Source organism: Candidatus Pseudoscillospira sp. SGI.172 (genome assembly GCF_050313575.1).
GTDB lineage: Bacteria > Bacillota > Clostridia > Oscillospirales > Oscillospiraceae > Vermiculatibacterium.
The window spans coordinates 1-23,804 of record NZ_JBNPLQ010000024.1; the positions used below are offsets into that span (position 1 = coordinate 1).

General features: G+C 61.6%; 24 protein-coding genes. 11 read left to right on the top strand and 13 right to left on the bottom strand.

The window, feature by feature from the left end; genetic code table 11:
* Positions 1 to 141: 141 nt before the first annotated feature.
* The 5 genes from ACQRD3_RS09770 to ACQRD3_RS09790 all read right to left on the bottom strand — a co-directional run bounded on the left by ACQRD3_RS09770 (position 142) and on the right by ACQRD3_RS09790 (position 5,393).
* On the bottom strand, positions 142 to 966 hold the full coding sequence (locus tag ACQRD3_RS09770) for a hypothetical protein (protein ID WP_427781245.1): 825 nt from the start codon (positions 964 to 966) through the stop codon (positions 142 to 144).
* A gap of 12 nt (positions 967 to 978) precedes the next feature.
* Positions 979 to 2,301, bottom strand: a complete 1,323-nt coding sequence (locus tag ACQRD3_RS09775) for a hypothetical protein (protein ID WP_427781247.1) — start codon at positions 2,299 to 2,301, stop codon at positions 979 to 981.
* Positions 2,288 to 4,057 (bottom strand): ATP-binding protein, encoded by a 1,770-nt coding sequence (locus ACQRD3_RS09780; RefSeq protein ID WP_080906572.1) that lies wholly within the window; start codon positions 4,055 to 4,057, stop codon positions 2,288 to 2,290. Before ACQRD3_RS09780 ends, ACQRD3_RS09775 begins: the two co-directional genes overlap by 14 nt.
* Positions 4,058 to 4,119: 62 nt before the next feature.
* On the bottom strand, positions 4,120 to 4,833 hold the full coding sequence (locus ACQRD3_RS09785) for a response regulator (protein ID WP_427781249.1): 714 nt from the start codon (positions 4,831 to 4,833) through the stop codon (positions 4,120 to 4,122).
* Positions 4,830 to 5,393, bottom strand: coding sequence for an NUDIX domain-containing protein (locus ACQRD3_RS09790; protein ID WP_427781251.1), 564 nt, complete (start codon positions 5,391 to 5,393; stop codon positions 4,830 to 4,832). The genes ACQRD3_RS09785 and ACQRD3_RS09790 overlap by 4 nt, the downstream gene beginning before the upstream one ends.
* 308 nt (positions 5,394 to 5,701) lie before the next feature.
* On the opposite strand from ACQRD3_RS09790, the gene ACQRD3_RS09795 reads away from it, so the two are divergent.
* The 9 genes from ACQRD3_RS09795 to ACQRD3_RS09835 all read left to right on the top strand — a co-directional run bounded on the left by ACQRD3_RS09795 (position 5,702) and on the right by ACQRD3_RS09835 (position 16,837).
* On the top strand, positions 5,702 to 7,000 hold the full coding sequence (locus ACQRD3_RS09795) for a UDP-N-acetylglucosamine 1-carboxyvinyltransferase (RefSeq protein ID WP_080906569.1): 1,299 nt from the start codon (positions 5,702 to 5,704) through the stop codon (positions 6,998 to 7,000).
* Positions 7,001 to 7,085: 85 nt separating this feature from the next.
* Positions 7,086 to 7,871 (top strand): MBL fold metallo-hydrolase, encoded by a 786-nt coding sequence (locus tag ACQRD3_RS09800; RefSeq protein WP_427781253.1) that lies wholly within the window; start codon positions 7,086 to 7,088, stop codon positions 7,869 to 7,871.
* A 3-nt stretch (positions 7,872 to 7,874) separates the two neighbouring features.
* Positions 7,875 to 8,357: a 23S rRNA (pseudouridine(1915)-N(3))-methyltransferase RlmH gene (gene rlmH / locus ACQRD3_RS09805; protein WP_080906567.1), complete on the top strand. Its 483-nt coding sequence runs from the start codon at positions 7,875 to 7,877 to the stop codon at positions 8,355 to 8,357.
* A gap of 11 nt (positions 8,358 to 8,368) precedes the next feature.
* Entirely contained in the window at positions 8,369 to 8,677 is a 309-nt protein-coding gene (locus tag ACQRD3_RS09810; protein WP_427781254.1) for a hypothetical protein, read from the top strand.
* Complete coding sequence (locus tag ACQRD3_RS09815; RefSeq protein WP_080906565.1) at positions 8,674 to 10,401, top strand: phospho-sugar mutase; 1,728 nt, start codon at positions 8,674 to 8,676, stop codon at positions 10,399 to 10,401. Before ACQRD3_RS09810 ends, ACQRD3_RS09815 begins: the two co-directional genes overlap by 4 nt.
* A 244-nt stretch (positions 10,402 to 10,645) precedes the next feature.
* Positions 10,646 to 12,556: an efflux RND transporter periplasmic adaptor subunit gene (locus tag ACQRD3_RS09820; protein WP_427781256.1), complete on the top strand. Its 1,911-nt coding sequence runs from the start codon at positions 10,646 to 10,648 to the stop codon at positions 12,554 to 12,556.
* Positions 12,557 to 12,567: 11 nt separating this feature from the next.
* The gene (locus ACQRD3_RS09825) at positions 12,568 to 13,263 is read left to right on the top strand and encodes an ABC transporter ATP-binding protein (RefSeq protein ID WP_080906718.1); all 696 of its coding nucleotides are present in this window, start codon (positions 12,568 to 12,570) and stop codon (positions 13,261 to 13,263) included.
* On the top strand, positions 13,260 to 14,468 hold the full coding sequence (locus tag ACQRD3_RS09830) for an ABC transporter permease (RefSeq protein WP_080906562.1): 1,209 nt from the start codon (positions 13,260 to 13,262) through the stop codon (positions 14,466 to 14,468). The genes ACQRD3_RS09825 and ACQRD3_RS09830 overlap by 4 nt, the downstream gene beginning before the upstream one ends.
* Before the next feature lie 47 nt (positions 14,469 to 14,515).
* A complete protein-coding gene (locus tag ACQRD3_RS09835) occupies positions 14,516 to 16,837 on the top strand; it encodes an S-layer homology domain-containing protein (protein ID WP_427781259.1) in 2,322 nt (773 codons plus the stop codon).
* Positions 16,838 to 17,068: 231 nt separating this feature from the next.
* Here ACQRD3_RS09835 and rsmH read toward each other — a convergent pair whose 3' ends face one another.
* From rsmH to ACQRD3_RS09865, 6 genes are all read right to left on the bottom strand, one after another.
* Complete coding sequence (rsmH, locus tag ACQRD3_RS09840) at positions 17,069 to 18,112, bottom strand: 16S rRNA (cytosine(1402)-N(4))-methyltransferase RsmH (protein WP_080906560.1); 1,044 nt, start codon at positions 18,110 to 18,112, stop codon at positions 17,069 to 17,071.
* Between the two features lie 68 nt (positions 18,113 to 18,180).
* On the bottom strand, positions 18,181 to 19,011 hold the full coding sequence (locus ACQRD3_RS09845; RefSeq protein ID WP_080906559.1) for a TrmH family RNA methyltransferase: 831 nt from the start codon (positions 19,009 to 19,011) through the stop codon (positions 18,181 to 18,183).
* A gap of 177 nt (positions 19,012 to 19,188) precedes the next feature.
* Positions 19,189 to 19,635, bottom strand: coding sequence for a phage holin family protein (locus tag ACQRD3_RS09850; RefSeq protein WP_080906558.1), 447 nt, complete (start codon positions 19,633 to 19,635; stop codon positions 19,189 to 19,191).
* Positions 19,625 to 20,326 carry a CHAP domain-containing protein gene (locus ACQRD3_RS09855; RefSeq protein WP_158082902.1) on the bottom strand — a complete coding sequence of 234 codons (702 nt, stop codon included), beginning with the start codon at positions 20,324 to 20,326 and terminating at the stop codon, positions 19,625 to 19,627. Before ACQRD3_RS09855 ends, ACQRD3_RS09850 begins: the two co-directional genes overlap by 11 nt.
* An 83-nt stretch (positions 20,327 to 20,409) precedes the next feature.
* The gene (locus tag ACQRD3_RS09860; protein WP_143476576.1) at positions 20,410 to 20,538 is read right to left on the bottom strand and encodes an XkdX family protein; all 129 of its coding nucleotides are present in this window, start codon (positions 20,536 to 20,538) and stop codon (positions 20,410 to 20,412) included.
* Positions 20,535 to 20,822 carry a hypothetical protein gene (locus tag ACQRD3_RS09865; protein WP_080906556.1) on the bottom strand — a complete coding sequence of 96 codons (288 nt, stop codon included), beginning with the start codon at positions 20,820 to 20,822 and terminating at the stop codon, positions 20,535 to 20,537. The genes ACQRD3_RS09860 and ACQRD3_RS09865 overlap by 4 nt, the downstream gene beginning before the upstream one ends.
* A 97-nt stretch (positions 20,823 to 20,919) precedes the next feature.
* On the opposite strand from ACQRD3_RS09865, the gene ACQRD3_RS09870 reads away from it, so the two are divergent.
* Positions 20,920 to 21,918: an asparaginase gene (locus tag ACQRD3_RS09870; protein WP_080906554.1), complete on the top strand. Its 999-nt coding sequence runs from the start codon at positions 20,920 to 20,922 to the stop codon at positions 21,916 to 21,918.
* A 51-nt stretch (positions 21,919 to 21,969) separates the two neighbouring features.
* Here the strand turns inward: ACQRD3_RS09870 and ACQRD3_RS09875 are convergent, their stop codons facing one another.
* The gene (locus tag ACQRD3_RS09875; RefSeq protein WP_080906553.1) at positions 21,970 to 22,206 is read right to left on the bottom strand and encodes a hypothetical protein; all 237 of its coding nucleotides are present in this window, start codon (positions 22,204 to 22,206) and stop codon (positions 21,970 to 21,972) included.
* A 250-nt stretch (positions 22,207 to 22,456) separates the two neighbouring features.
* Between ACQRD3_RS09875 and ACQRD3_RS09880 the strand changes: the two genes are divergently transcribed.
* Positions 22,457 to 22,729: a DUF6514 family protein gene (locus ACQRD3_RS09880; protein WP_080906552.1), complete on the top strand. Its 273-nt coding sequence runs from the start codon at positions 22,457 to 22,459 to the stop codon at positions 22,727 to 22,729.
* Positions 22,730 to 22,782: 53 nt separating this feature from the next.
* Here ACQRD3_RS09880 and ACQRD3_RS09885 read toward each other — a convergent pair whose 3' ends face one another.
* Positions 22,783 to 23,796, bottom strand: a complete 1,014-nt coding sequence (locus ACQRD3_RS09885) for a hypothetical protein (protein WP_080906551.1) — start codon at positions 23,794 to 23,796, stop codon at positions 22,783 to 22,785.
* Between the last annotated feature and the right edge of the window lie 8 nt (positions 23,797 to 23,804).

Here is a 23,804-nt window from a genome sequence, read left to right on the forward strand (position 1 = left end):
CACCCAAAAAGTTGTCTGTTTTTATACATCTAAAATTTTTTAAATGGAAAAATTGCTTAAAAAGAGAGCCAGGAGAATTTTTCTCCTGGCTCTGAACCCTGTTTTCTAAAAAAGCGGGAGGCTCCCGCCTCCCGCTTCGTTCTATTCTTCCGCCGTCAACGCTCCGGTGGACCCATCCACAGCAAACCGCCAGGGCCACGCATCGGTCTGAAGATACCAGGCGGGCGTCAGCGTCACGGTCCCGGTGCCGCTGACCATATACCCGGCATACATCTTCGTCACCTGGGAGCACACATATCCCCCCTGGTTCAATCCCTCCAAAAAACGAACCAGGGCGGTGGCCGCGGAGATCCCTGTTCCACTGCCGGACAGCGGCTCTTCCGTCCCGGTCAGGCATCTTCCGGTCAGACTGCTCAGCTCGCCCCTTCGATAGACGATGGTCAGTGCCAGATCCGGTACGGGAATTTCTCCCCAAAGCTGCGTAAACACAAGGGTCACAGTCTCCCCCTGAGTCCTTCTCCGGGTTTCTTCTCCCTGAATCCCCAGGCTCTCCAGCAGCGCCTCGCTCGCCTTTCCGACGTCCGCCCCCCCCAGGGGGCGGGCGCCTGCAAGGAACTGCACATCGATTTCCCCTCCGGGGGCAAAGGTCGCGCTGCCCTTCTCTCCCGTGTAGGTGATCCGCGTTCCTGCGGCAGTCCGCTCCGTCACCGGCCCCACCAGTGCGGCGGCCTCATCCTCTCCAAGCCCGGCTGCACTCACCTGCCGCCCGGAGATCTCCAGCTCTCCGGGGATCTCCTCTGGCAAAAATGTGATCCCGCTGTGCTCCAGGACCTCCACCATCCGGGTACGGGTCTCCTGCTCCGCCCGCTGCGTCCGCCAGGAGCGCATCCCCACCATGGCCAGCAGGAACACATTGACCATCGCCAGCAGCAGGATGATGATATTTTTGATTTTCGACCAGCGCATGGCCGTCCTCCTTTAATTCTCCGCCTGTACCACCCATCCGGCCTTCAGGCTCTCCGCTCCGGTGTCACTGTAACAGAGGACCAGTCTCCCATCGGTATTTCCCAGTGCGTTCATGGCCGCCGCGGCCAGCCGCTCTCTCGGAAGCGCCGCCGCAGATCCGGTATCCGTGTACGTCCGCAGTTTCAGCGTAAAGTCGCGGATCTCCCCGCCCGCGACCGCAAAGCGTGCGGCCCATCCGTCCTCTCCCGTCAGCACCGGGATCCCGCCCAGACGGTAGGAAAAGGTGAGGACCCATCCCTCCCCCTCCGCCTCGGTCCGGGTAAGAACAAACGTCCCGTCCCCCCGCCACTGGGACGCCGCCCGGTTGAGCAGCTCCCATGCGGCCAGCGCCGCTTCGGAACAGGTGGGCCGTTCTCCCTCAGACGGCACGGGATAGCGGCTCTCCTCACCGGCATGAAACACCACCGTCCCGTCTCGCCTCACCCGAAGCCGGTCGGTCCCCTCGCTGATGTGCAGTCCCTCCGGCATTTCATAGGCCGAATTCCCGCTGGATTGAAAGCCCAGCGCGGACAGCAGCATCCCCAGGCTCTCCCCGTTCTCCACAAAGTCCGGAATCTCCGTGCTGTACACAGCCGGCCGAAACGGAGTTACGGACACCATCACATAGGGATCCAGCGTTCCATACGCCTCGTCGCTCTTCTCCATCTCATACGCAAATGCCACTCCGTTTGGGCTGTATTTTCTAACCGCCGTCTGCAGGCGGCCCTCGTAGGCCACCTGGGTCTGCGCCGCACGGTACCCAGACTCATCTCTCCAACACAGCCAGACTGCCGATCCGTCCCACGCCAGCAAAAGGGCCTCGGCGTTCCCTGACAGGTCTCCGCCGCCGCCCAGCCAGGCCGACAGCACTTCCAGGGGCGGGCTTCCCTGGAAGGCGCAATAGACCCCCGGCGACTCCAGCAGCGCCCTCCACCGCCGCTCCGTGATCTCCTCCACAGCCCCGGCCGTATTCAATCCCTCTCCTAAAATGGGCCGGAGCGAGGTCACGGTCCGGTCCACCGCCTCCTTGTCATAGATCGCCCCATACACGCCCCACTCGCTCCTGACCGCGGCCAGGTAGGGCATCACGGCCTCCTCAGGCTGGCGGATCACGGGCTCCCCCGCCTGTGTGGGTTCCGTGATCCATCCCCTCAGTCCTGTGACCAGTGAAGTCTGGGCGGCCAGAAGCACCGCCGAGCAGGCCAGGACTCCGATGAGCAGGTCTTTCCCCAGCTCGATCAGCCGGGTCCTCCTCCCGGGCCGCGCCACCTCCGGCACTTGTTTACGCCTTGCCATGTTCGGGTCCCTCCGTCAGCAGCTCCATTCGGATGGTCAACCCGGGCCCAGTCCGGTCCACAAGCCGGAGTTCTCCCCGATGCTGATCCACGATCTCTTTGGCAATGGACAGCCCCAGTCCTGTCCCGCCGGACTCCCGGGAGCGGGCCTTGTCCACCCGGTAGAACCGCTCAAAAATACGGTCCCGGTCGGCCTCCGGGATCCCGATCCCGTCGTCCGCCACTTCCATCCAGACTCTGTTCCTTCCCATCCGCCCGGCGGAGATCTGGATGTGTCCGCCGTCCGGAGTATATTTGATGGCGTTGGAGACCACGTTCATCATCACCTGGGTGATCCGCTCCCGGTCCGCCGTGATCTGGGGAAGTCCCGGCTCCAGCTGCAGCTCCAGGGTATGTCCGTGGCGCTGCGCCTCCATCCGATTGGCGTTGGTCATGCTCTCAATGGCTTCGGAGAAGGAAAAAGCAGTTAAGTTGAGTTCGCTCCGGCCCGAGTCGAATCGGGACAGCGTCAACAAGTCCTGCACGATGTGGGTCATCCGGTCGGACTCCCCCAGAATCACGTTCAAAAAGTTTTTCGCCATTTCGGCCGGGAGCGCCCCGGCGTTGTCCACCAGGGTCTCGGCATAGGAGCGGATATTGGTCAGGGGTGTGCGCAGCTCATGGGAGACATTGGCCACAAATTCCTTGCGCATCTCCTCGGTCTTGTGCCGCTCGGTGACGTCGTGGATGACCACCAGCACACCAGCCTGTGCCTCTTTGTCAAAGGGAGCCAGCAGCAATTCCAGGCTCCGGCCGCCCCGCTCCAGCGCCCCTTCCACATAACCCTGCTGCCCCGGCTCCAGGACCTGTTCCAGCGGAGCGATCTCCCCAAACAGGGCGGCGTAGTCCACCTCTCCGCCGATGGGCAGCGCCCGGCCCAGCATCTCCTCGGCAGCGGGGTTGGACTGGATGATCTCTCCCCTTCGCCCGAAAGCGGCCACACCGTCCGTCATATGGAGAAACAGGGTGTCCAGCTTGTTGCGCTCGTTCTCCACCTCCTGGATGGTGTTCTGCAGCTGTCCTGCCATGTTGTTGAACGTGGCGGTGAGCACGCCGATCTCATCCTTGGAGTCCACCTCGATCTTATGGGAAAAATCCCCCCCGGCCACCTCCTCCGCTCCTTCCGTCAGCCGCTCAATGGGAGTAATGAGCGTCTTGGACAGCAGGAACGACAGCAGCACCGAGATGGCCAGTCCAAAGGCCAGCGCCTCGAGGATCAAGGTCACCAGTTCATTGGTCAGGTTCTGCACCGTCTGTCTGGTGTCCTTAATGTAAATGACATAGCGGGAATCCCCCCGGGTCAGCGGAATGGCCACATCCATATAGGAGGCGGAGATGTCGCTGTCGTCTCCCACCTCCCCCGCCAGAGCCAGGGCCAGATTGTGGGTCATTTCCAGACCGGAGCCCTCCTGATCGTTGGAGCCGTTCAGGTAGGCTCCCGTAGTCCCATCCAAAATATAGTAGTTCCGCGCCAGTCCGTCCACACCCAGGTTTCCCGTATAGGTCTCCAGCATCCGGCCGATCTGCTCCGCGCCGTTTTCCTCTCCGGGGGCGGCATTTTGCAGATCATGATAGAACTCCGTATCGTTCTGAAACACGCTCTGCATCTGGGTATAGAACTGATCCAGATAAAAGCTGGACACAGAATTGACCAGAAAGGCCCCCACCACCGTCATCAGTGAAACGATGAGCAGCGTCATGATGAGCATGAGCTTCATATGCAGGCTGCGGAACAAACCAGATCATCCTCTCCTTGGAATTGCCTCTCGCGTCCGGGGCATTACCCCTCGTGAAACAGATACCCCAGCCCCCGCCGCGTCACAATGAACGACGGGTTCGCCGGATCGTCCTCGATCTTCTCCCGCAGTCTCCGAACGGCCACATCCACCGCCCGCACATCGCCCACATAGCCCTCGTAGTTCCACACATGCTCCATGAGGGCCTCCCGGGAGAACACCTTCTCCGGCTGCGCGGCCAAAAATTTCAGCAGTTCAAACTCCCTCTGGGTCAGATCCAGCGCCCTGCCGTCCTTGAAGGCCATCATCAGTCCCAGATCCACCAGCACTCTCCCCCGCTCCAGCCGCTGCTGCCCGCTTTTGGCGGGATCCGCCGGCTGCTCGGTCAGCATATCGGTGCGCCGGATATTGGCCTTCACCCGGGCCAGGAGCTCCCGCATGGAGAATGGTTTGGTTATGTAGTCGTCCGCCCCCAGCTCCAGTCCCAGGACCTTGTCGGTCTCCTCCTCCCGGGCGGTGAGCATAATAATGGGAGTAGAGCGGTTTGACTCCCGCACCGCCCGGCACACGTCGAAGCCGTTCATCCGGGGCAGCATCAGATCCAGCAGGATCAGGTCGGGGTTCTCCGCCAGCGCCAGTTCCAGCCCGGTCTGTCCGTCGTAGGCCTCCAGCGTGTCATAGCCCTCCTTGCTCAGGTTGAAGGCGAGGATATCCACGATATTCTTTTCATCCTCCACAATGAGAATCTGCTTGCTCATTTCGTCCCTCCTGCCTCACGGCTCAGATATTCCTTGGTTTTCAACACAACGGCCACGGTCTTGGCGTCGGTGATCTCCCCCGCCATCACCCGCTCCACCAAGGCGGAAAAGGGTGCCCGCTCCACCGTCAAAAATTCATCCTCGTCGAGATGCTGCTCTCCATAGGCCAGCCCTCTGGCCAAATACATGTGGAGCACCTCCGTGCAGAAGCCGGGAGACATGACCAGCTCGCCCAGATCGATCAGCTCCCCGGCCTTGGCCCCCACCTCTTCCGACAGCTCCCGCTCGGCCGCTGCGCGGGGGTCCTCCGGCCCGTCCAGTTTTCCGGCTGGCAGCTCCTCCACCACCCTTCCAAAAGGATAGCGGAACTGACGCACCGTGAGCACGCTCCCGTCAGACTCCAGGGGGAGGATGCACACCCCGCCGGGATGCTCCACCACTTCCCGCCCGGCCGTTTTTCCATCCTCCAGCCGGGCGGTGTCCTTCCGCACGGTAATGATCTTCCCCCGATAAAGGACCCGGCTGTCCACAGTCTCCTCCGTCAGTTTCAAACAAACCACCCCACTGTATGGAATTTAGATAGAAGTAGTATATCACAACAAAAATCATTCCGCCACCTCGAACTTTTTCCACGAAAACAGACGCTTTCCCCCGTGAATGCCCGTTTCGGACCCTCTCCACGGTTCCCTTGAAACTTCAGAAAATCATCTTTACTTTTCAAATCAGATAATGCTATAATAACAATGTATCTCTGTGTGTATGTACGCAGGAACAGGGCACAATAGAAACGGCCGGTTTCAGAAGTTTTCCGGCCTGACAATAGTCGCCGGACAGTCTGTCCGGCCGGTGAAGGATCGAGGGTACAACTTTGACGAAATATGTGATCCATGGCGGGAAACCGCTTTACGGCGCAGTGGAGATCTCCGGCGCGAAAAACGCGGCGGTGGCCATTCTCCCCGCCGCTCTTCTGGTCAACGGTGTCTGCCGCATTGAAAACATCCCCCAGATCAGCGACGTGACGCTGATCCTCAACATTCTCCAGGAGCTGGGCGCTGATGTCAAAACCATCAACCGCACCACTGTGGAGATCGACTGCTCCCACATCCGCAACGCCCGGGTCCCCGACGCCCTGGCCCGGAAGATCCGCGCCTCCTATTATCTCATCGGCGCCCTGCTGGGCCGCTTCGGCTCCGCCGAGGTTCCCCCCCCCGGTGGCTGTGATTTCGGCGGCCGGGGGCGGCCCATTGACCAGCACATCAAGGGCTTCACCGCCATGGGCGCGGACGTGGACGTGAACGGCGGCATCATCCACGCCGTGGCGCGCAGCGGCCATCTCATGGGCACCACCGTCTACATGGACATCGTCTCGGTGGGCGCCACCATGAATCTGATGCTGGCGGGCACTCTGGCCGAGGGCACCACCATCATTGAGAACGCCGCCAAGGAACCCCACATCGTGGACCTGGCCAACTTTCTGAACTCCATGGGTGCCTCCATCATGGGCGCAGGGACCGACGTCATCAAGATCCGTGGCGTTTCCCGCCTCTCCGGCGGCAGCTATTCCATCATCCCAGACCAGATCGAGGCGGGCACCTACATGGCCGCCGTCACCGCCACCGGCGGGGAACTTCTCATCAAAAACGTCATACCCAAGCACCTGGAGTGCATTGCCGCGAAGATCGCGGAAATGGGCGCCGAGGTGGAGGAGATGGACGATGCCGTCCTGGTCCGGCGCACCGGCAAACTCACCCGCACCAACGTCAAAACCCTGCCCTATCCCGGCTTCCCCACCGACATGCAGCCCCAGGTGGCCGCCTGTCTCTGCCTGGCGGAGGGCACCAGTGTCCTTACCGAGGGCGTGTGGGACAACCGTTACCGCTATGTGGACGAGTTCCGTCGTATGGGCGCTCAAATTCAGGTGGACGGCAAAGTCGCCATCATTGAAGGCGTTCCCTACCTCACCGGCGCATCGGTGGAGGCCCCCGACCTGCGGGCGGGCGCCGCTCTGGTCATCGCCGGCCTGGCGGCCCACGGCACCACCGAGGTCAGCCAGATCCGCTTCATTGAGCGGGGCTATGAGGACATTGTCCGCAAGCTCTCCGGCATCGGCGCGGACATCCGGGTGGTGGTCACCCCCGACGAAGCCAAATCCGCCCAGGTGGGCTGAATCATTTTCCTTCCGGCCCGTTCAGCGGCGGCGACACGCCGCCGCTTTTTCTCACCCTCATTCTGTGACGTTAAGGAGCGATTTTTTGGAGATCCGAACCATAGCCAGCGGCTCCTCCGGCAACTGCCTGCTGGTGAGCGCTCAAGGAGCCCATATTCTGATAGACGCGGGCGTCTCCTGCCGCCGCATCACCACCGCCCTGGCCGCCTTCGGTGTGGCCCCTCAAACGCTCTCCGGCGTCTTTATCACCCACGAGCACTCGGACCACATCGCCGGACTTGCCACCCTTACCAAAAAATTTGCCCTGCCCGTCTATGCCAGCCCCGGCACAGCCCGGCAGCTCTGCTGCCGCATTGCGGCGCTGGAGGACCTGGTCCGCCCGGTAAAGCCGGGAGCAAGCCTGGACGTGGGCCCTTTCGGGGTGGAGACCTTTCCCATCTCCCATGACGCCGCGGAGCCCATGGGCTTTGCCCTCACCCACGGGGGAAGAAAAGCGGCGGTGGTCACCGATTTGGGCTATGTTTCCGACCCGGTGCTCTCCGGTGTCCGTGGCGCCCATCTCCTGGTGTGCGAGTCCAACCATGATGTGGACTGGCTTCAGTCAGGCCCCTATCCCTATTACTTAAAAGCCCGGATCCTGGGGGACAAAGGCCACCTGTCCAACGAAGCCGGGGCTGCCCTGGCCTGCTGCTGTGCGGAAGCCGGGGCCCACACCATTCTGCTGGCCCACCTCTCCGCTGAGAACAACACCCCCGCCCAGGCCCTCCGCGTCTCCGGCGACCTCTTCCGCCGCGCCGGTATCGACCCCGACCGGGATGTGACCCTGGCCGCCGCGCCCCGGAGCGAGCCCTCCCGGGCCTACGAGGTATAAAGCATGAGAAATATCCATATCCTCTGCGTGGGCAGGCTCAAGGAGAAATTTTACACCGACGCGGTCAGCGAGTATTCCAAGCGTCTGGGCGCTTACTGTGATCTCCGCGTCACCGAGCTGGCCGAAGAGCGCCTGCCCCAGAACCCTTCCCAGGCCCAGATCGACGCCGCCCTGTCCAAAGAGGCCGCCGCCATCCGCGCCAAGCTCCCTCCCGGCTCCGCCGTGGTCGCCCTGTGCGTGGAGGGCAAGCTCCGCTCCAGCGAGGAGCTTGCCGCCCTGATGGAGGACTGGGCCACCGATGCCGCCAAACACCTGGTCTTTCTCATCGGCGGCTCCTATGGTCTGGATGAAGGCCTGAAACGGGAGGCTCGGATGCGGCTTTCCATGTCCCCCATGACCTTTCCCCACCACCTGGCCCGTGTGATGCTCCTGGAGCAGATCTACCGGGCGTTTAAGATCAGCGAGGGCTCCAGCTACCACAAGTGAGAAGGTGCGCCATGTCCGCGGAGGAGCTGCTTTTTCAGCGGCCCAAGGGCCCCGTCAGGGCGCCGGAAGAAGCCGTCCTTCCGGGGACCTGGGGAGATTTTACCGGCTTTGCCGGCATCCACCGCTCCATGCTGGAATCCTTCGGCATTCCCTATCTCACCAGCCGTTCCGGCCCCGGCCAGATCGGCTTCGTCTACGGCGGTTTTTCTCCGGAGGGCGTGCGTGTCTATGTGCCCCGCTCCCTTCGGGAGACAGCCGAAACACTGCTGACCGCGGCGGGGAGACCCGCCGGAGAAGAAAATAAGGAGGAAGTGCTATGACTTACCAGGATACTTATCAAAAGTGGCTCTCCAGCCCCGCCCTCAGTGAAGCGGAGAAATCCGAACTCCGGGCCATCTCCGGAGATGAGAAGGAGATCGAGAGCCGTTTCTTTGCCCCCCTCGAGTTTGGCACCGCCGGGCTGCGCGGGACGATGTGCACCGGCCTTCACAATATGAACATCCATGTCATCCGCCACGCCACCCAGGCCTTTGCCGAGGTCATTCTGGCCGAGGGGCCCGAGGCGGTGAAAAATGGCGTGGCGGTCTGCCACGACTGCCGCAACCACTCCCGGGAGTTTGCCGAGGAGGTGTGCGCCGTCATGGCGGGCAACGGCATCCCCAGCCGCATTTTTGAATCGCTCCGCCCCACCCCCGAGCTGTCCTTCGCCATCCGGGCGTACGGCTGCACCGCCGGTGTGAATGTCACCGCCAGCCACAACCCCAAGGAGTATAACGGCTACAAGGTCTACTGGGCCGACGGCGCCCAGCTCCCCCCCCACCACGCCGACGCCATCGCCAGGAAGATGGGGGAGATCGACATCTTTGACGGCATCCGCCGCCTGGACTATGCCGAGGCCGTCCGGCAGGGCCTCGTCACCCTTATGGGGGCCGAAACCGACGAGAGGTTTTTGGAGCAGGTCATGGGTCAGGCCACCGATAAAGCGGTGGTGGCCAAGGTGGCCGACCGCTTCAAGATGGTCTACACCCCCTTCCACGGCACCGGCTACCGGCTCATTCCCGAGGCTCTCAAACGCCTGGGAATGAAGCACGTCCTCTGTGTGCCCGAGCAGATGGTCCTGGACGGCAATTTCCCCACGGTGGTCTCCCCCAACCCGGAGAATCCCGAGGGCTTCGCCCTGGCGGTGGAACTGGCCCGGAAGGAGGGAGCGGACTTCATCCTCGGCTCCGACCCGGACGCCGACCGGGTTGGCATCATGGTCCGGGACAGCAAGGGCGACTACGTCACCCTCTCGGGCAACCAGACCGGCGTGCTGCTGCTGGACTATGTCATCGGGGCAAAAAAGCGCATGGGCACCCTTCCCGCCAACGCCGCCGCCCTCAAGACCATCGTCACCACCGAGATGGCCCGCAAAGTGGCCGAGGTCAACGGTGTGCAGATGTACGACACCTTCACCGGCTTTAAATTCATGGCCGAAAAGAAGAACGCCCTGGAGGCCTCCGGCGTGGGCAAGGTCATCTTCTCCTATGAGGAAAGCTACGGCTATATGATGGGCGACTACGTCCGGGACAAGGATGCCGTCACCGCCGCTCTGGTGTGCACCGAGATGGCGGCCTGGTACTATGACCGGGGCATGACCCTCTACGACGCCCTTCAGGAGCTGTACGCCAAATACGGCGACTATGCGGAAAAGACCCTCAACCTGGTGATGCCCGGCCTGGACGGCCTGGCGAAGATGGCCAAGCTCATGTCCGGCCTGCGGGAGCATCCTCTCACCGAGATCGCCGGCGTGGGCGTCGTCACCCGGAAGGACTACGCCTCCGGCGTGGAGGAGACCGTCGCCACCGGTGTCAAAGCCGAGATGGAGCTCAAGGGGTCCAATGTGCTCAAGTACAAGCTCGCCGACGGCACCGACCTGATCGTCCGCCCCTCGGGCACCGAGCCCAAGGTCAAGGTCTATATTTTGGCCCAGGGAGAGAGCCGGACGGTCTGTGATGAAAAGGTGGACAAATACGCCGCCTGGGCAGAGACCCTAAAGGCCTGAATCTGATTCTTTTCCAGGACCCGGCGCCGTGACGGTGCCGGGTCCTCTTTTTGTTTTTATTTCCAACCTACTGAATACAGAGGAAACTTTTTCCTTTTTAAATCGTCTGAACCCAATAAAGATCAAAAGCCCCGGGACACCTTCAGAAACTTTTAAGAATTTGTCACCGCTTTGTTCTTGCTATCGGGAAACCAGGCCCCTTATAATAAATTGGAAAGAATATGAACAGCCAGGAGGAAGCGCCATGACCGAACAGCAGACTCCGGTGGTCCAGCAGGACCCCCAGACCCCCGCCGCCCCATCCAAAAATCAGAAAGGCCCCGCCACTCACGAGCAGAAGCAGAAGCGCCGCAAGCTCATCCGGCGGATCATTGCCCTGGTGGTGGCCGCAGCCATCATCATCACCTCCGTGGTCCTCCTGCGGAAATTTGTTTTCAAGGACGAGACCAGCGAATTGGGTGAAGTGATGACCACCGCCGTCTACCGAGGTTCCATCCAGAGCATGGTGGAGGGCACCGGCAACGCCCGGGCCAAGACCTCGGCCGCCGTCACCCCCGAGGCGGGCTACAACGTACTGGAGCTTTTTGTCCAGGAGGGGGACACCGTCACCCAGGGACAGCTGCTCTACAACCTGGACGACACCGCCGCTCAGGAAGCGGTGCGCACCGCACAGGACAATGTGCGCAAGGCCCAGGAAACGGTGAGCGACTACAACAAGGAACTGGCCAAGCTCCAGGAGAATGTGGCCAATCTTACCATCACGGCTCCCCACGCGGGCAAGCTCATCGACGTCAACTCCGATATCAAGGCCGGCAAGGACATGAGCGTGGGCGACGCCGTCGCCACCGTGGTCAACGACACCCGGCTCCGCCTGCATCTCTATTACAGCTGGGCCTATGAGGGCCAGATCCGTGTGGGCCAGTCCGCCCAGATCTCCCTGCCTGCCGCCATGACCTCAGTCCCCGGCACTGTGGAGCAGGTCAACTATGTCAAACGCGTGGTGCCCGAGGGTTCTGTTACCTTTGAGGTGGTATTCGTCCTCAACAACCCCGGCACCCTCACCGAAGGCATGACGGCATCCGCCTCTCTCACCTCCGCCGACGGCGCCCCGATTTACCCCTATCAGAGCGGCACGCTGGAGTACTATGAGACCACCAAGCTGACTGTCAAAGTAGCCGGCCCTGTGGAACAGGTCAAGCTGATGAACTATGCCGACGTCTCTGCCGGTCAGCTTCTGGTAAAGCTGGGCGACAAAGACGCCAGCGCCGACATCGCCGCCAAGCAAAACAGCCTTCGTGAGGCTCAGAAGGGCGTGGATACTGCGGTAAAATCCCTGGAAGAGGCTCAGAAAAAGCTGGAGAACTACCACGCCACTGCCCCTATCTCCGGCAAGGTGCTCTCCTGCAGCCTGGTCGCCGGAGAGCCGGTGGGCACCGGCGCTTCCATCCAGATCGCCGACACCGCCACCATGGTGGTGGACATCAACATTGACGAGCGGAACGTGGGCTATGTCTCCACCGGGATGCTCGTCGACCTCCAGGACCAGATGGGCAACTCCTATATGGGCACCGTGGAACAGATTGCCCTCACCGCCAAAGCGGAGAACGGCGTGGCTAACTTCCCCGCCACCGTACTGGTGGAGAATCCGGACGGGATGCTCATGACCGGAACTTATGTCAACTACTCCTTCGTAGCCAGCCAGTCCGACGGCTGCCTGGTGGTTCCCGTCCAGGCGGTGCTGAACGTCACTCTGCCCGCTGCCGGGGGCGGCAGCGTCCCGTCCGGTGAGGATGGCGCAGTTCCCGAAGAGGGGCTCACCGGCGGTGAGGCCGAGCCTGCCGAACCCGCCGCTGACGGCGGCGTCCGGGCCCGCAGCCTGGGCATGATCTCCGGCGTCTCCATGGGCGATTCCTCCGGCGCTATGGGCGGCGGCGCTTCGGGCGGCGACACCGCCACCGTGTGCTTTGTCCAGGGGGAACCCGATGACCGCGCCATTGAGGCCGATCCTTCCTGGCAGATGCCCGAAGGTTTCTTCGCCGTACGTGTGGAGACCGGCCTGAACGACGAGAGCAATGTGGAGATCAAGTCCGGCCTGAATGAGGGCGACATGGTCTTTACCGGCTACATGACCCAGAGCGCCAATAACTGGGGCTGATGGTGGCCGATATGCTGATTGAAGTCAAGGATCTGTATAAGATATACAACGAAGGCAAAGAAAACGAGGTCCGTGCCCTGGACGGCATCTCCCTGCGAATCGACCGCGGGGAATTTGTTGCCATCATCGGCGCCTCCGGCTCCGGCAAGTCCACCCTTATGAACGTCCTGGGCCTGCTGGACATCCCTACCTACGGGGATTATCACCTGGACGGCACCGACGTCACCAGCCTCACCGACAAGCAGCAGGCCCATCTGCGGAACAAACAGATCGGGTTTATCTTCCAGGGCTACAATCTGATCCCTGCTCTCTCCGCCGCCGAAAACGTGGAGCTCCCTCTTATCTATCAGGGACTGCCCGTGGACCAGCGGGAGATCCGGGTGGAAGAGGCCCTGAAGAAGGTTGGGATGTTTGACCGGGCGGACCACCGCCCCGCTGAGATGTCGGGCGGCCAGCAGCAGCGAGTGGCCATCGCCCGGGCCATCGCCACCCACCCCCCCATCATCATGGCGGATGAGCCCACCGGCGCTCTGGACTCCAAGACCGGCCGCCACGTTCTGGAGATCCTCCACAGTCTCCACGAGGAGGGCTCCACCATTCTCCTCATCACCCATGACAACGGCATTGCCGCCACCGCGGAGCGCATCGTACGCATCTCCGACGGCCGGATCATTCTGGACGGCACACGAGAGGAGGCTGGACTGTGAATCTGAATCAGGCATTCAAGATCGCCGCCAAATCCATTGCCTCCAAGAAAGGCCGCTCCGCTCTGACCATGCTGGGCATTATCATCGGTCTGGCGGCAGTCATCATCCTGGTCTCCTTCGCCGAGGGACAGAACAAGTGGATCAAGGATTACTACGCCAGCCTGGGCGACAACACCATCACCATCTCCGCCAGCAGCTACACCGGCAAGGATGTGACGGAAAAGCTCTACGCTTATTGTCAGAAGATGGATGAATACATCATCGGCGTCACTCCGAACGACAGTGTCTACGGGAATTACCCGGTCAAATACGGCTCCAAGACCATGGGCGGGAGCAAGAATGAGGACTGGGAGAGCCGTCCCCAGATCACTCTGGGCAACCAGCAGTTTACCATCTGCAACAACTACACCATTGAGAAGGGCCGGGACCTGGCCTACCTGGATGTCAAAAATCTCAATCAGGTCTGCGTCCTTGGTTCCAAAATGGCCAGCAGTCTGTTCAACTACGCCGACCCCATCGGAAAATCCATCACCATCAACGGCACACCCATGAAAGTGATCGGGGTCTATTCCGAAACCGATCCTCAGAACATTTCGGGCAAAGACCGCGTCATCCTCCTCCCCTACACCCTTCGCCGCTACTTTCCCAACGGTGTGGACTCAGGCAACTTTGTGGCGAAGGCCAAGGATGCCCGCTCCACAACCATGGCGGTGACGCTGCTCAACGGCTATCTCAAGGGACTGATCGGCGACCAGGGCTACTTCTCCGCCGAGACCCCCAACAAGTGGCAGGAGGACTCCAACAAGCAAAACCAGATGCAGCAGATGTTCCTGGGCGGCATCGCCGCCATTTCCCTTCTGGTGGGCGGCATCGGCATCATGAACATCATGCTGGTCACTGTCACCGAACGCACCCGTGAGATCGGCATCCGCAAGGCCATCGGTGCTGAGCGCAAGAGCATCATCGCCCAATTCCTGATCGAGGCCTGTCTCATCTGCGGCATGGGCGGCATGATCGGCATTGCCGTGGGCTACCTGGGCACGGTCATCGTCTGCAAACTGGTGCTGAAATTCATCGTCTGGCCCAGTATCGGGGTCACGTTGGGCTCCTTCGCCTTCTCCGTGGCCATGGGCGTCATTTTCGGCCTCTACCCCGCCATCAAGGCCAGCGGTCTCCAGCCCGTAGAGGCCCTTCGGGCGGAGTGACCGCCCTCCGATTCAATTCAAACAGAAGGATGTGTTGTTCCATGCGAATGAAACGTGTCTTGGCCGCGGTCCTGGTGGCAGCCACTGTGGCGGCCACCCCCCTGTCCCTCCACCCCGCCGCTTCCGCCGCCCGCCTCTCCGCCTTTTCCGACCTCACCGATCCCACTACGGCGGAGGCCGCTGAATTTCTCCGCCTGATGGGCGTGGTAAACGGCGTTCCCGGCGGCTCCTACAACCCCTCCGGCACCCTGAGCCGGGCCGAGTTTTGTAAAATGTCTGTTTCCGCTCTGAACCGGGCGGAAGAAGAACCCGCTCAGCGGGGCCGGACCATCTATTTGGACGTGGGGCCCAGCCACTGGGCCCGTGGCTACATCAACCTGGCCTCCACCATCACACTGGGTGCTGGCAGCGACGGCAAGGGCGGCACCGCCCTGGTGGCCGGTCTGGGCGATGGTACCTTCCGCCCCGACCGCCCCATCACTTACGGCGAGGCAGTCACCATTCTCTGCCGGGTGCTGGGCTACGGGGTTTCCGACGTAGCCACAGGCGGGGCTTGGTACGACGGTTATCTGTCCGCCGCCGCCTCCGTGGGCCTCACCGACGGTCTCACGCTCTCCGGCACCGATGTCATCAACCGGGGCCAGGCCGCCGTTCTCTTCTACAACCTCTACTTCAGCAAATCCAAGGGTTCCGACAAGACCTACCTGGTAGCGCAGGGCGGCTCTGAGGTGGAGGGCGGCGTCGTGCTGAGCACCGATGCCACCGCCGATGACGGCTCCACCGGGGCCGTGTCCACCACCAAGAGCACCTACAAGACCGACCGGGTCTTTGATCCCGCCATTGAAGGACAGGAGGGCAAGCTCCTTCTGGACGCCGACGGCAAGCTGCTGGCCTTCCAGCCCAAGAAGGGCACCAGCCAGCGGGCAGCGAACATCCAGTCCACCGAGGCCACCTACCTCACCATTTCCGGCGGGGAAAAGCTGGATGTGGAACCCACCACTGTGGTCTATCAAAACGGAGAGGCCAAGACCTGGAAGGACGTCTACCTGAACCTCTCCCCTTCCACCTCGGTCACCTTCCACTACGGGGCCAACGGAAAACTGGCCTATCTCTTCTTCCCCTCCGAATCCGCCGACGGACCGGACACCATGGTCCTCCGCACCGCACCCGGTACCGGTACCAACCCCTTTTCCGCCATGACCGGCAGTGGAAATTACACCATGTTCAAAAACGGTGTGGCGGCTACCGCCTCTGATCTGCGCCAGTATGACGTGGCCACCTTCGACAGCGCCACCCGGCTCATCCAGGTCTCCGACCTGAAACTTACCGGAGCCTATGAAAATGTCTCGCCGAGCCCCTCGTCTCCCATCACCATCACTGTGATGGGCCATACCTTCCCGGTCCTCTCCTCCGCCCGAAACGACCTGTCGTCGTTTAAAATCGGCGACCGCATCACCCTTCTTCTCACCGCCGACAACCGGGTGGCGGGGGTCGTCCCGGCCAACACCGTGAGGGGAGAAGCCCTTGGAGTTGCCTCGGTCAGCAGCGACGGCCAGGCCACCGTCAAACTGATCCAGGGCGGTCTGACCGTCAGCGGCAGTGTCTCCAAATCCACCGTGTCCCAATATCACAATCAACTGGTCACCGTCACCAGCGGTTCCACCGGTACGCTCTCCCTCTCCGTGGTCTCCGGCAGCAATGCCAAGGGGGCCCTGGATGTAGCCGCCCGAAAGCTGGGCGACAAACCCGTGGCGGACAATGTGGCGGTCTACGATCGAGTCAAGGACGGCGCCGTTGTGGCGGTCAAGTATTCCGACCTCACCGCCCCCTCCATCCCTCCCTCCAAGATCAGCTTTGTCTCCTACGACTACGCGGGCCGGGTCAGGTATCTGGTCCTGAACGACGCCACCGGAGACGCCTACACCTACGGCTATTTCTCTTACACCCGTGCAGAGGAGAATGAGGAGGGCGACGTGGTCAGACCCGCCCAGCTTTGTGTGCGTATGGCAGACAGCAAGGGCGCGGAGACCAGGTCCGCCCAGGGCGGCTTCCTGGGTACGGTCCGCAGCGATGCGGCTGGCGGCGTGGCTTATGCCGCCGACGGCAGGATCTCCGCCACCGTTTTGCTCCAATCCCTCCCCGGCATCAAGCGCAGCGCCTTTGATCCGGAGGCCATGACCGTCACTGTGGCGGGCGTCGCCTACCCGATCTCCGAGCAGGTCCAGTGCTATAACAAGGCCACCAAGACCTGGTTCACCCCCGGCAAGGAGGGGATGGAATCTGCTCGGGCCTACTCCGACAATCTGACCCTCTACTACGACCGCACGCCTGAAAACGGCGGCAAGATCCGTCTCATCGTAGTTGACTGACCCCGGCAAGACCTGAAATAAAAAGCCGGCTCGGGAACCATGGTTTCCGAGCCGGCTTTTTATTTTTCCCAGTCCCTCATCTGCTCACCGGGCAGTCGCATCTCTGGCACTGTCGCAGGGTGTGTCTTCCCTCTTCCCGATGTTCGTATCACATCATAGCAAAAAGGCTTGCCCCGCTCAAGTAACTGTGAAATCGTTAAGCGACCCATTTCTATGCCCCCACTTCCCATCTTATGCACGGATAGCCCATCTCATTTTTGTGGACTTGGCCCGGGGATTGCGGAAACACTCCTCCGCGGAGGGCCGGATCACCTCATCGGCGATCTCCCGATAAACCCCTTCCCGGTAAAACTGCTGAAACGCCTTTTTCACCAACCGGTCCTCCCCGGAGTGGAAGGTGAGCACCGCCGCCCTTCCTCCGCTGGCCAGCACCCCCGGCAGCTTTTCCAAAAAGGTGTAGAGCACCTCGAATTCGCTGTTGACGTCGATCCGCAGAGCCTGGAAACACCTCTGGCAGGACTTTTTTACACCTTCCTTCCGCTCTCCGGGAGGCAAAAAGGACAGGGCATCCCCAATGATCCCCGCCAGCTGCCGGGTGGTGGCGATCTCCCCGCCTCCGCGCCGGACGGCGGTCACCGCCCGGGCGATCCGGTCGGCGTAGGGCTCGTCCGCGTTCTCGGTCAGCAGGTCGGCCAGCTCCTCCCGATCCAGTTCCCGCAGCCTCTGGGCGGCGGAGACCCCGGCGGTGGGATCCAGCCGCAGGTCCAGCGGGCCGTCCTGCTTGAAGGAAAATCCCCGTTCCGGGTTGTCGATCTGCATGGAGGAGACCCCCAGGTCGGCCAGCACGAAATCAAACTTCACGCCCGGCGCCACCTGGTCCAGGTCGGCAAAATTCATCCGCCGGACGGTGAGCAGATCCGGCCCATAGCCCAGCCCCTCCAGCCTCTTTCGGGTCTTTTCCGACTCGATGGGGTCGACGTCGGTGGCGTAGAGATGTCCCTGCCCCTGAAGCTGCTCCAGCATCTTCCGGGTGTGCCCACCGTATCCCAGGGTGGCGTCCAGTCCCGTCTGCCCGGGCCGGATCTGGAGAAACTCCAGGATCTCTTCCACACAGATGGGGACGTGGCTCCCCGCCGGGGTTTTTCCGCTCTGCAAAATGTGCTCCACGTCGGAGCTGTAGCGCTCCGGCTGCAGCTCCTTATACTTTTCCGCAAATGTGCGGGGATGGGTTCCCCGGTAGCGGATCCGCCTCCGGTGCGGTCTCTCTTCGTCCAAGTCGGGACCTCCTCTTCCTGTGCTGCAGCGCCTGTCCGTCTTTTTCCCGTATTGCCGCCCGCCGCGGCTTATCTCCGCGCCCTGAGCTGCCAAAAGGCCACCGCGCTGGCGGCCGCCACGTTCAGCGAGTCTACGCCGTGGAGCATGGGGATGCACACCGTGTAATCACAGTCGGCAATGGTGCTGCGGGCCAGCCCGTCGCCCTCCGTTCCCAGTACGATGGCCAGCTTCTCCTCCGCCGCGAGTCGGGGGTCGTCCACGCTGACGGCGGTGCCGCTCAAAGCCATGGCGGCAGTCCGAAATCCCAGACTGCGCAGCCGCTCTATCCCGGCCCCGGGCCAATCCGCCGGCTGAATGCCGATCCGGGTCCAGGGGATCTGAAACACCGTCCCCATACTGACCCGCGCCGCCCGTCGGTACAGCGGATCGCAGCAGGACGGCGTGACCAGTACCCCGTCCATCCCCAGCGCCGCCGCCGAGCGGAAAATGGCGCCCACGTTGGTGGTGTCCACGATGTTCTCCAAAACCGCCACCCGGCGCGCTCCGGTGCACAGCTCCTCCACACTGGGCAGTCTGGGACGCCGCATGGCGCACAGCACGCCCCGGGTCAGCGGATACCCCGTCAGCCCCGCCAGCAGTTCCCGGTCCGCCGTGTAGACAGGCACGTCGCCGCAGCGCGTCAGGATCCCGGCGGCCTGCCCCTCGATCTGTCTGCGCTCCATCAAGAGGGAAACAGGTTCACACCCCGCGTCCAGGGCCCGCTCGATGACTTTGGGGCTCTCCGCAATAAAAATGCCCTTCTCCGCCTCTCTCCGGCTGCGCAGCTGCGCCTCCGTCAGCCGGGCAAAGACATCCAGCTCAGGCCGTGTCAGATCTGTTATTTCAATCCTGTTGGGCATATTCGTCTCTCCGCCTGTCCCACAATATTTACGCCTTTCGCCGGTAGGTCCGCAAAAAGGCGGCCGCCATGCGCCGGTACGGCGGCGGTCCCTCTCCGGGCGCAGCGCCTGCCGTTCTTTTATTATAGTAAAAATCCCTTCCAGATGCAACTTGCAATCGCGCCCCGGTCTTTCCGTCTACTTGGGCTCCACCTGATCCCGCAGCACGGCCACCGCCTGCTTCAGCCACCCCGGCAGCGGCGCCCCCATCGCCCCCGCATTTTCCACAATGCTCCCCACCTCCGTGAGGATGTACCAGATCACCACCAGGGGGCAGAGAAACACCGTGTAGGAAAAGGGCAGCTCCACCGTGGGCAGATTGGCCAGGATCTGCCCCACCACCAGATCCAAGATCCCGGAGATGGTCACCGCGGCCACACAGCCGGCCTTGTGCCACAGTCCCTCCCGGGCGGCTGCGGAGGACCAGTCCCCCCGCTTGGCCCCCGCCGCCATCCCGGTGAGCACATCCATCCCCATGCAGACCGCCCACGCCACGATCAGCCACCCAAACCAGCCCCAAAGGGCGGTGAGCGCCGCCAGCGCCGCGCTCACCGCCCCCTTGAGGGAATTGATCTTATGCTCCATTTTCCGGCTCCTTCCCCGGTCCATCCAGCAATCCCAGCCGCTCCAGCCATACCAGGCTTTGAAGGTTGGTCTCGTAGACTGCCGCCGCGCCGCTCTCGTCCATTTTGATCACGCCGGCAGCAATGGCCTTCTCGGCCGCAGTCTGCGCCCACTCCGGCATTTCCGCCACATATCGATATTGCTTCATCTCTTCCTCCCCATCCACACGGGCCTCCTCCTCCACACGGGCCGCCCCACCCACAAACCGGAGCGCTCTCCGGCGGCGCAGCACGGCCCCGCCATTGGCCTCGCTGTCCGTGCCGGTGTTTCCGTCGATGGTTGTCACGTAGCCGTTCTCCACGCGCTCGCAGATCCCCACGTGGTTCATCCCTCCGCTCGCCCCGCCGTCAAAGACAAAAAACACCAGGTCCCCTCTTTGAAGCTCCGCAGGGCCCACCGCCCGCCCCTGGTTCCGGTAATAGCGGTAGAGCTCCGTGCAGGATGCGGTCTTTCCCCCTCCATAAAAGAGTCTCCCCGCTCCTGCCTGCCGAAAGAGCCACCACTGGAACACACAGCACCACGGATAGGCCGGACCGGACACCTCCCGGCCGTAGTAGGCCGTATTGTACTTCACCCGGTTGCTCCCCGCCGGCGCCTCCCGGGTGCCCAGCTCGTCCCGGGCCAGCGCCAGCAGCTTTTCCTGAACCGTCAAATTCTCTTTCTCCTCTCCCCTCGGGCAGGATTTCTCATTGACTTTTTCCCGCTTTTCCTCTATGATTTCCCTGGCCTCCCGCATCAGCCCGCCGCTGCCAGAAGCGCGTCCGCCTCGGCCCGGCTCAGCCGGCCCGCCGCCACCAGCGCCTCAATGCGCTGGGCGTTCCACAGTCTGGGATAATACTTCCGGGCCATCTCATATACGCTCACAGATCCACACCTCCCATCGCAGCCAGGTAATCCACATCGGCCCGGAGCTGCTCCAGCTCCGTGGGCTCCTGCTCCGGCCCGGCCGGTCTCTGGGCGGGTGTGACGGCAGTCAGCACTCCCTCCTCCACGGTGAGCTCGCAATAGCCCCCGCAGTCCCACACAGTCTGGACCAGCGCTTCCGGCACCTCGATCCAGCCCTCCAGCCAGCACTCCTTCCGGTGGCTCTGGCTCTGTACGCCGTGTCCTCCGTCTGCCCGGGGCGTCAGTTCGATAATGGTCAGCATATGCTCCGCCTCCTTTTCAACTGCATCTGTTTTTCGGGCAAAAGTGGGACGGTCTCATACATATACGCAAAAATTTTTTAACCAGGGAGGCATTCCCATGAAACACATTCTCATGATTGGCACCGGCGGCACCATCGCCTCGGAGATGACCGAGGCTGGACTGACCCCCGAGCTTGGCGGCGCAGACTTTCTGCAATATGTCCCCGCCGTGCGGTCCCTCTGCCATGTAGACTGCCTTCAGGTCTGCAACATCGACTCCACCAACATGACCCCGGCCATCTGGCTGGACGTGGCCCGCGCCGTGCAGAAGAACTATGCCCGGTACGACGGCTTCGTCATCTGCCACGGCACCGACACCATGGCCTATACCGCCTCCGCTCTGAGCTATCTCATCCAGGGCAGCCCCAAGCCCATTGTCCTCACCGGCAGTCAAAAGCCCATCCACCTGGACATCACCGACTCCAAGACCAACCTTCTGGATAGCTTCACCGTAGCCTGCGACGGCCGCATCCCCGGGGTCAGCGTGGTTTTCGGTGGGGTGGTGATCCTGGGCACCCGGGCCCGCAAGACCTTCTCCAAGAGCTACGGGGCCTTCTCCAGCATCAACTACCCCATTTTGGGTGTCGTTCAGGACGGCCGCCTGGTCCCCTATATCACTCCGCCCGCCGCTGCCGCTCCCCGCTTTTACGACCATCTGGACGAAAAAGTCTCTCTGCTCAAGCTCATTCCTGGTACCTCTCCCGCCCAGCTCGCCTTCCTCCTGTCTGAGAGCGACGCCGTCATCATCGAGAGCTATGGCGTCGGCGGCGTCCCCGCCGGCGACCAGGGAGCCTTTTACCAGCGCATCCGCACCGCCGTCCGGGAGGGAAAGATCATCGCCGTCACCACCCAGGTTCAAAACGAGGGCAGCGACCTGTCCATCTACACCGTGGGCCACCGCCTCAAAAGCGATCTTGGGGTGCTGGAGTCTTACGACATGACCACCGAATCCGTGGTTGCCAAGCTCATGTGGGCTCTTGCCCAGGCGGGAAGCTCCGCCGCCGTGTCCAGGCTCTTTTACACTCCTGTCGCCGGCGACATTCTCTGCTGTCCATAGCTCAGCTCAGACAAAAGGCCCGGACGATTTCAAATCGTCCGGGCCTTTTGTCTATTCCCCATAATAGCGCAGCAGGTCCTCCATCAGCAGGCTGCCGATCAGCCCGCTGCCAAAGGCGGTCAGCGCAGCCAGCAGAAACACGTCTGCATATTCATAAAGCCGGGGGGCCATCGCCCCTCCCTGTCCCGCCCGAATCAGCAGCGCGGCCGTTCCCCCAAGCAGCAAAATACACAGGGCAAGTCCCCGGGTCAAAACAAAGCGAGAGAGTTCCCGATAAGTACGATCCATTCCAGTTAAACTCCATTTCGTGCTTTTTTATTATTTTAGCAGCTTGTTGATTCCTTCGCAATGTAAAGATTTTTCCTTCATATTTTGACACAATTCGACTTTTTTCATCTCTTTGGTTAACCGATAATCTCTCCGGATTGACATAACATTTCCACTTTGTCGATTTTGGGGGAAACTTTTAAATATACAAAAGATGGAAAACACAATATAATGTGTTTAACGTGAATGATTTTGGGAGGTTTACTACAAGATGAGGGAACTGAAGTTAGATCTGCCGTCTGTGTACCCGGACCTGGAAGAAAACCGCCGCTTCGATTATTCCGTTTTAGTGGATGTGGTGGATACCGGAAATTTTGTCTGTGAGAGCTATGGTGCATGTGTGACGTCACGGTCCAGCGGCGAGCGTGCAGCCATCTCTCACATTACAGTCAGCCCCTCCCGAATTGACGAGCTGATGCGTCTCCTGGTCCGCAATCAGGTGGGACCGCTTCACCTGCGGGACGTGGTAGACGACTGGCTTTAAAGCTGGACAGACAAGGGCGCCGACGGAAGCTGTCCGCCGGCGCCCTTGCCTGTCTATTTCTTCCCCTGCCCCCTCCAATATTCGGCGGCCGCCTGCCAGGCGGCCTGATTTTTTTCCGTCTGCTCCCGGGGCTCATAGCCCAGGGAGCGGAGATACCGTCCGGTATAAGCGGAGAACACCTCCGCCCCCGCCCGGTTCAGATGGCCCCCGTCGTAAAGGTGCCGGGTCACATCCAGCCCGATCTCTTCAAAACTGTCCGCCCAGTTGACAAAGCGCACCTCGGGGGCGGCCTCCTTCACGTCAGCCTCCAGCTTTGCGTAGACCTCAGGCGCATACTGGCTGTATGTGGGATTGATCGTCAGGATCAGGGGGATCCCGTTCTCCCGGCAAAGTCCGGCGATCCGGGAGAAGTCCGAAAGATTCCGCCGGTAGACCTCTTCCCCCTGCTCCACGGGGTGGAGGAAGGGGCCTCCCTCCAGTTCGGTGAAAACCTGCTCCACCGCGGTGTGCCCCTTCAGCAGATCCCCCCGCGCAGGGAGGATCGCTTTTTTAAAATCTCCCGGGGTCAGTTCCTTCCACCGGTCATGATAAAAATAGAGGTCGAAAAAAAGCCCCAGCCGCTTGTCGGGCTCGGCGGCGTCAAAAATGGCCTTTACCCGGTTCATCCCCCAGGGCATGTACCCCAGGTTGATCTGCGTGTAGTTCTGATAGCGCGCAAAGAAAAGAGAACTCCCCTCCATCACCACCACCGAGGGCTTCTGGGTCTTGAGCGCCTCCCGCAGATACCAGTAAGTGATGGCGGGCGTCTGTTCAGACCCTCCCAGCACATACCCTGTCAGAGCGCTCTCGGCATACATCACCCCGGGATTCCAGTCGCAGTAGGCATAGGAACTGCCCAGGAAAAGCACGTCGATGGAATCCTTCGGCTCACAGAGGTAGGCGTCCCAGGTGGAGCCATAGTCGGTGTGGGCCGGCCGCAGAATATCGGCGGCCAGGTTGAGGAGCAGTGCCGCCGTCAGCAGAAAGGCCGCGGCGAAGAAAGGCTCTTTCCAATTCCGTTTTGTCATATTGATCC

What these genes read in the sequence shown, in the direction of transcription:
- ACQRD3_RS09770 (WP_427781245.1), bottom strand. Translation starts at nt 966, where the DNA reads ATGCGCTGGTCGAAAATCAAAAATATCATCATCCTGCTGCTGGCGATG.
- ACQRD3_RS09775 (WP_427781247.1), bottom strand. Translation starts at nt 2,301, where the DNA reads ATGGCAAGGCGTAAACAAGTGCCGGAGGTGGCGCGGCCCGGGAGGAGG.
- ACQRD3_RS09780 (WP_080906572.1), bottom strand. Translation starts at nt 4,057, where the DNA reads ATGAAGCTCATGCTCATCATGACGCTGCTCATCGTTTCACTGATGACG.
- ACQRD3_RS09785 (WP_427781249.1), bottom strand. Translation starts at nt 4,833, where the DNA reads ATGAGCAAGCAGATTCTCATTGTGGAGGATGAAAAGAATATCGTGGAT.
- rlmH (WP_080906567.1), top strand. Translation starts at nt 7,875, where the DNA reads ATGAGAAATATCCATATCCTCTGCGTGGGCAGGCTCAAGGAGAAATTT.
- ACQRD3_RS09810 (WP_427781254.1), top strand. Translation starts at nt 8,369, where the DNA reads ATGTCCGCGGAGGAGCTGCTTTTTCAGCGGCCCAAGGGCCCCGTCAGG.
- ACQRD3_RS09815 (WP_080906565.1), top strand. Translation starts at nt 8,674, where the DNA reads ATGACTTACCAGGATACTTATCAAAAGTGGCTCTCCAGCCCCGCCCTC.
- ACQRD3_RS09820 (WP_427781256.1), top strand. Translation starts at nt 10,646, where the DNA reads ATGACCGAACAGCAGACTCCGGTGGTCCAGCAGGACCCCCAGACCCCC.
- ACQRD3_RS09825 (WP_080906718.1), top strand. Translation starts at nt 12,568, where the DNA reads ATGCTGATTGAAGTCAAGGATCTGTATAAGATATACAACGAAGGCAAA.
- ACQRD3_RS09835 (WP_427781259.1), top strand. Translation starts at nt 14,516, where the DNA reads ATGAAACGTGTCTTGGCCGCGGTCCTGGTGGCAGCCACTGTGGCGGCC.
- ACQRD3_RS09845 (WP_080906559.1), bottom strand. Translation starts at nt 19,011, where the DNA reads ATGCCCAACAGGATTGAAATAACAGATCTGACACGGCCTGAGCTGGAT.
- ACQRD3_RS09850 (WP_080906558.1), bottom strand. Translation starts at nt 19,635, where the DNA reads ATGGAGCATAAGATCAATTCCCTCAAGGGGGCGGTGAGCGCGGCGCTG.
- ACQRD3_RS09865 (WP_080906556.1), bottom strand. Translation starts at nt 20,822, where the DNA reads ATGCTGACCATTATCGAACTGACGCCCCGGGCAGACGGAGGACACGGC.
- ACQRD3_RS09870 (WP_080906554.1), top strand. Translation starts at nt 20,920, where the DNA reads ATGAAACACATTCTCATGATTGGCACCGGCGGCACCATCGCCTCGGAG.
- ACQRD3_RS09875 (WP_080906553.1), bottom strand. Translation starts at nt 22,206, where the DNA reads ATGGATCGTACTTATCGGGAACTCTCTCGCTTTGTTTTGACCCGGGGA.
- ACQRD3_RS09880 (WP_080906552.1), top strand. Translation starts at nt 22,457, where the DNA reads ATGAGGGAACTGAAGTTAGATCTGCCGTCTGTGTACCCGGACCTGGAA.
- ACQRD3_RS09885 (WP_080906551.1), bottom strand. Translation starts at nt 23,796, where the DNA reads ATGACAAAACGGAATTGGAAAGAGCCTTTCTTCGCCGCGGCCTTTCTG.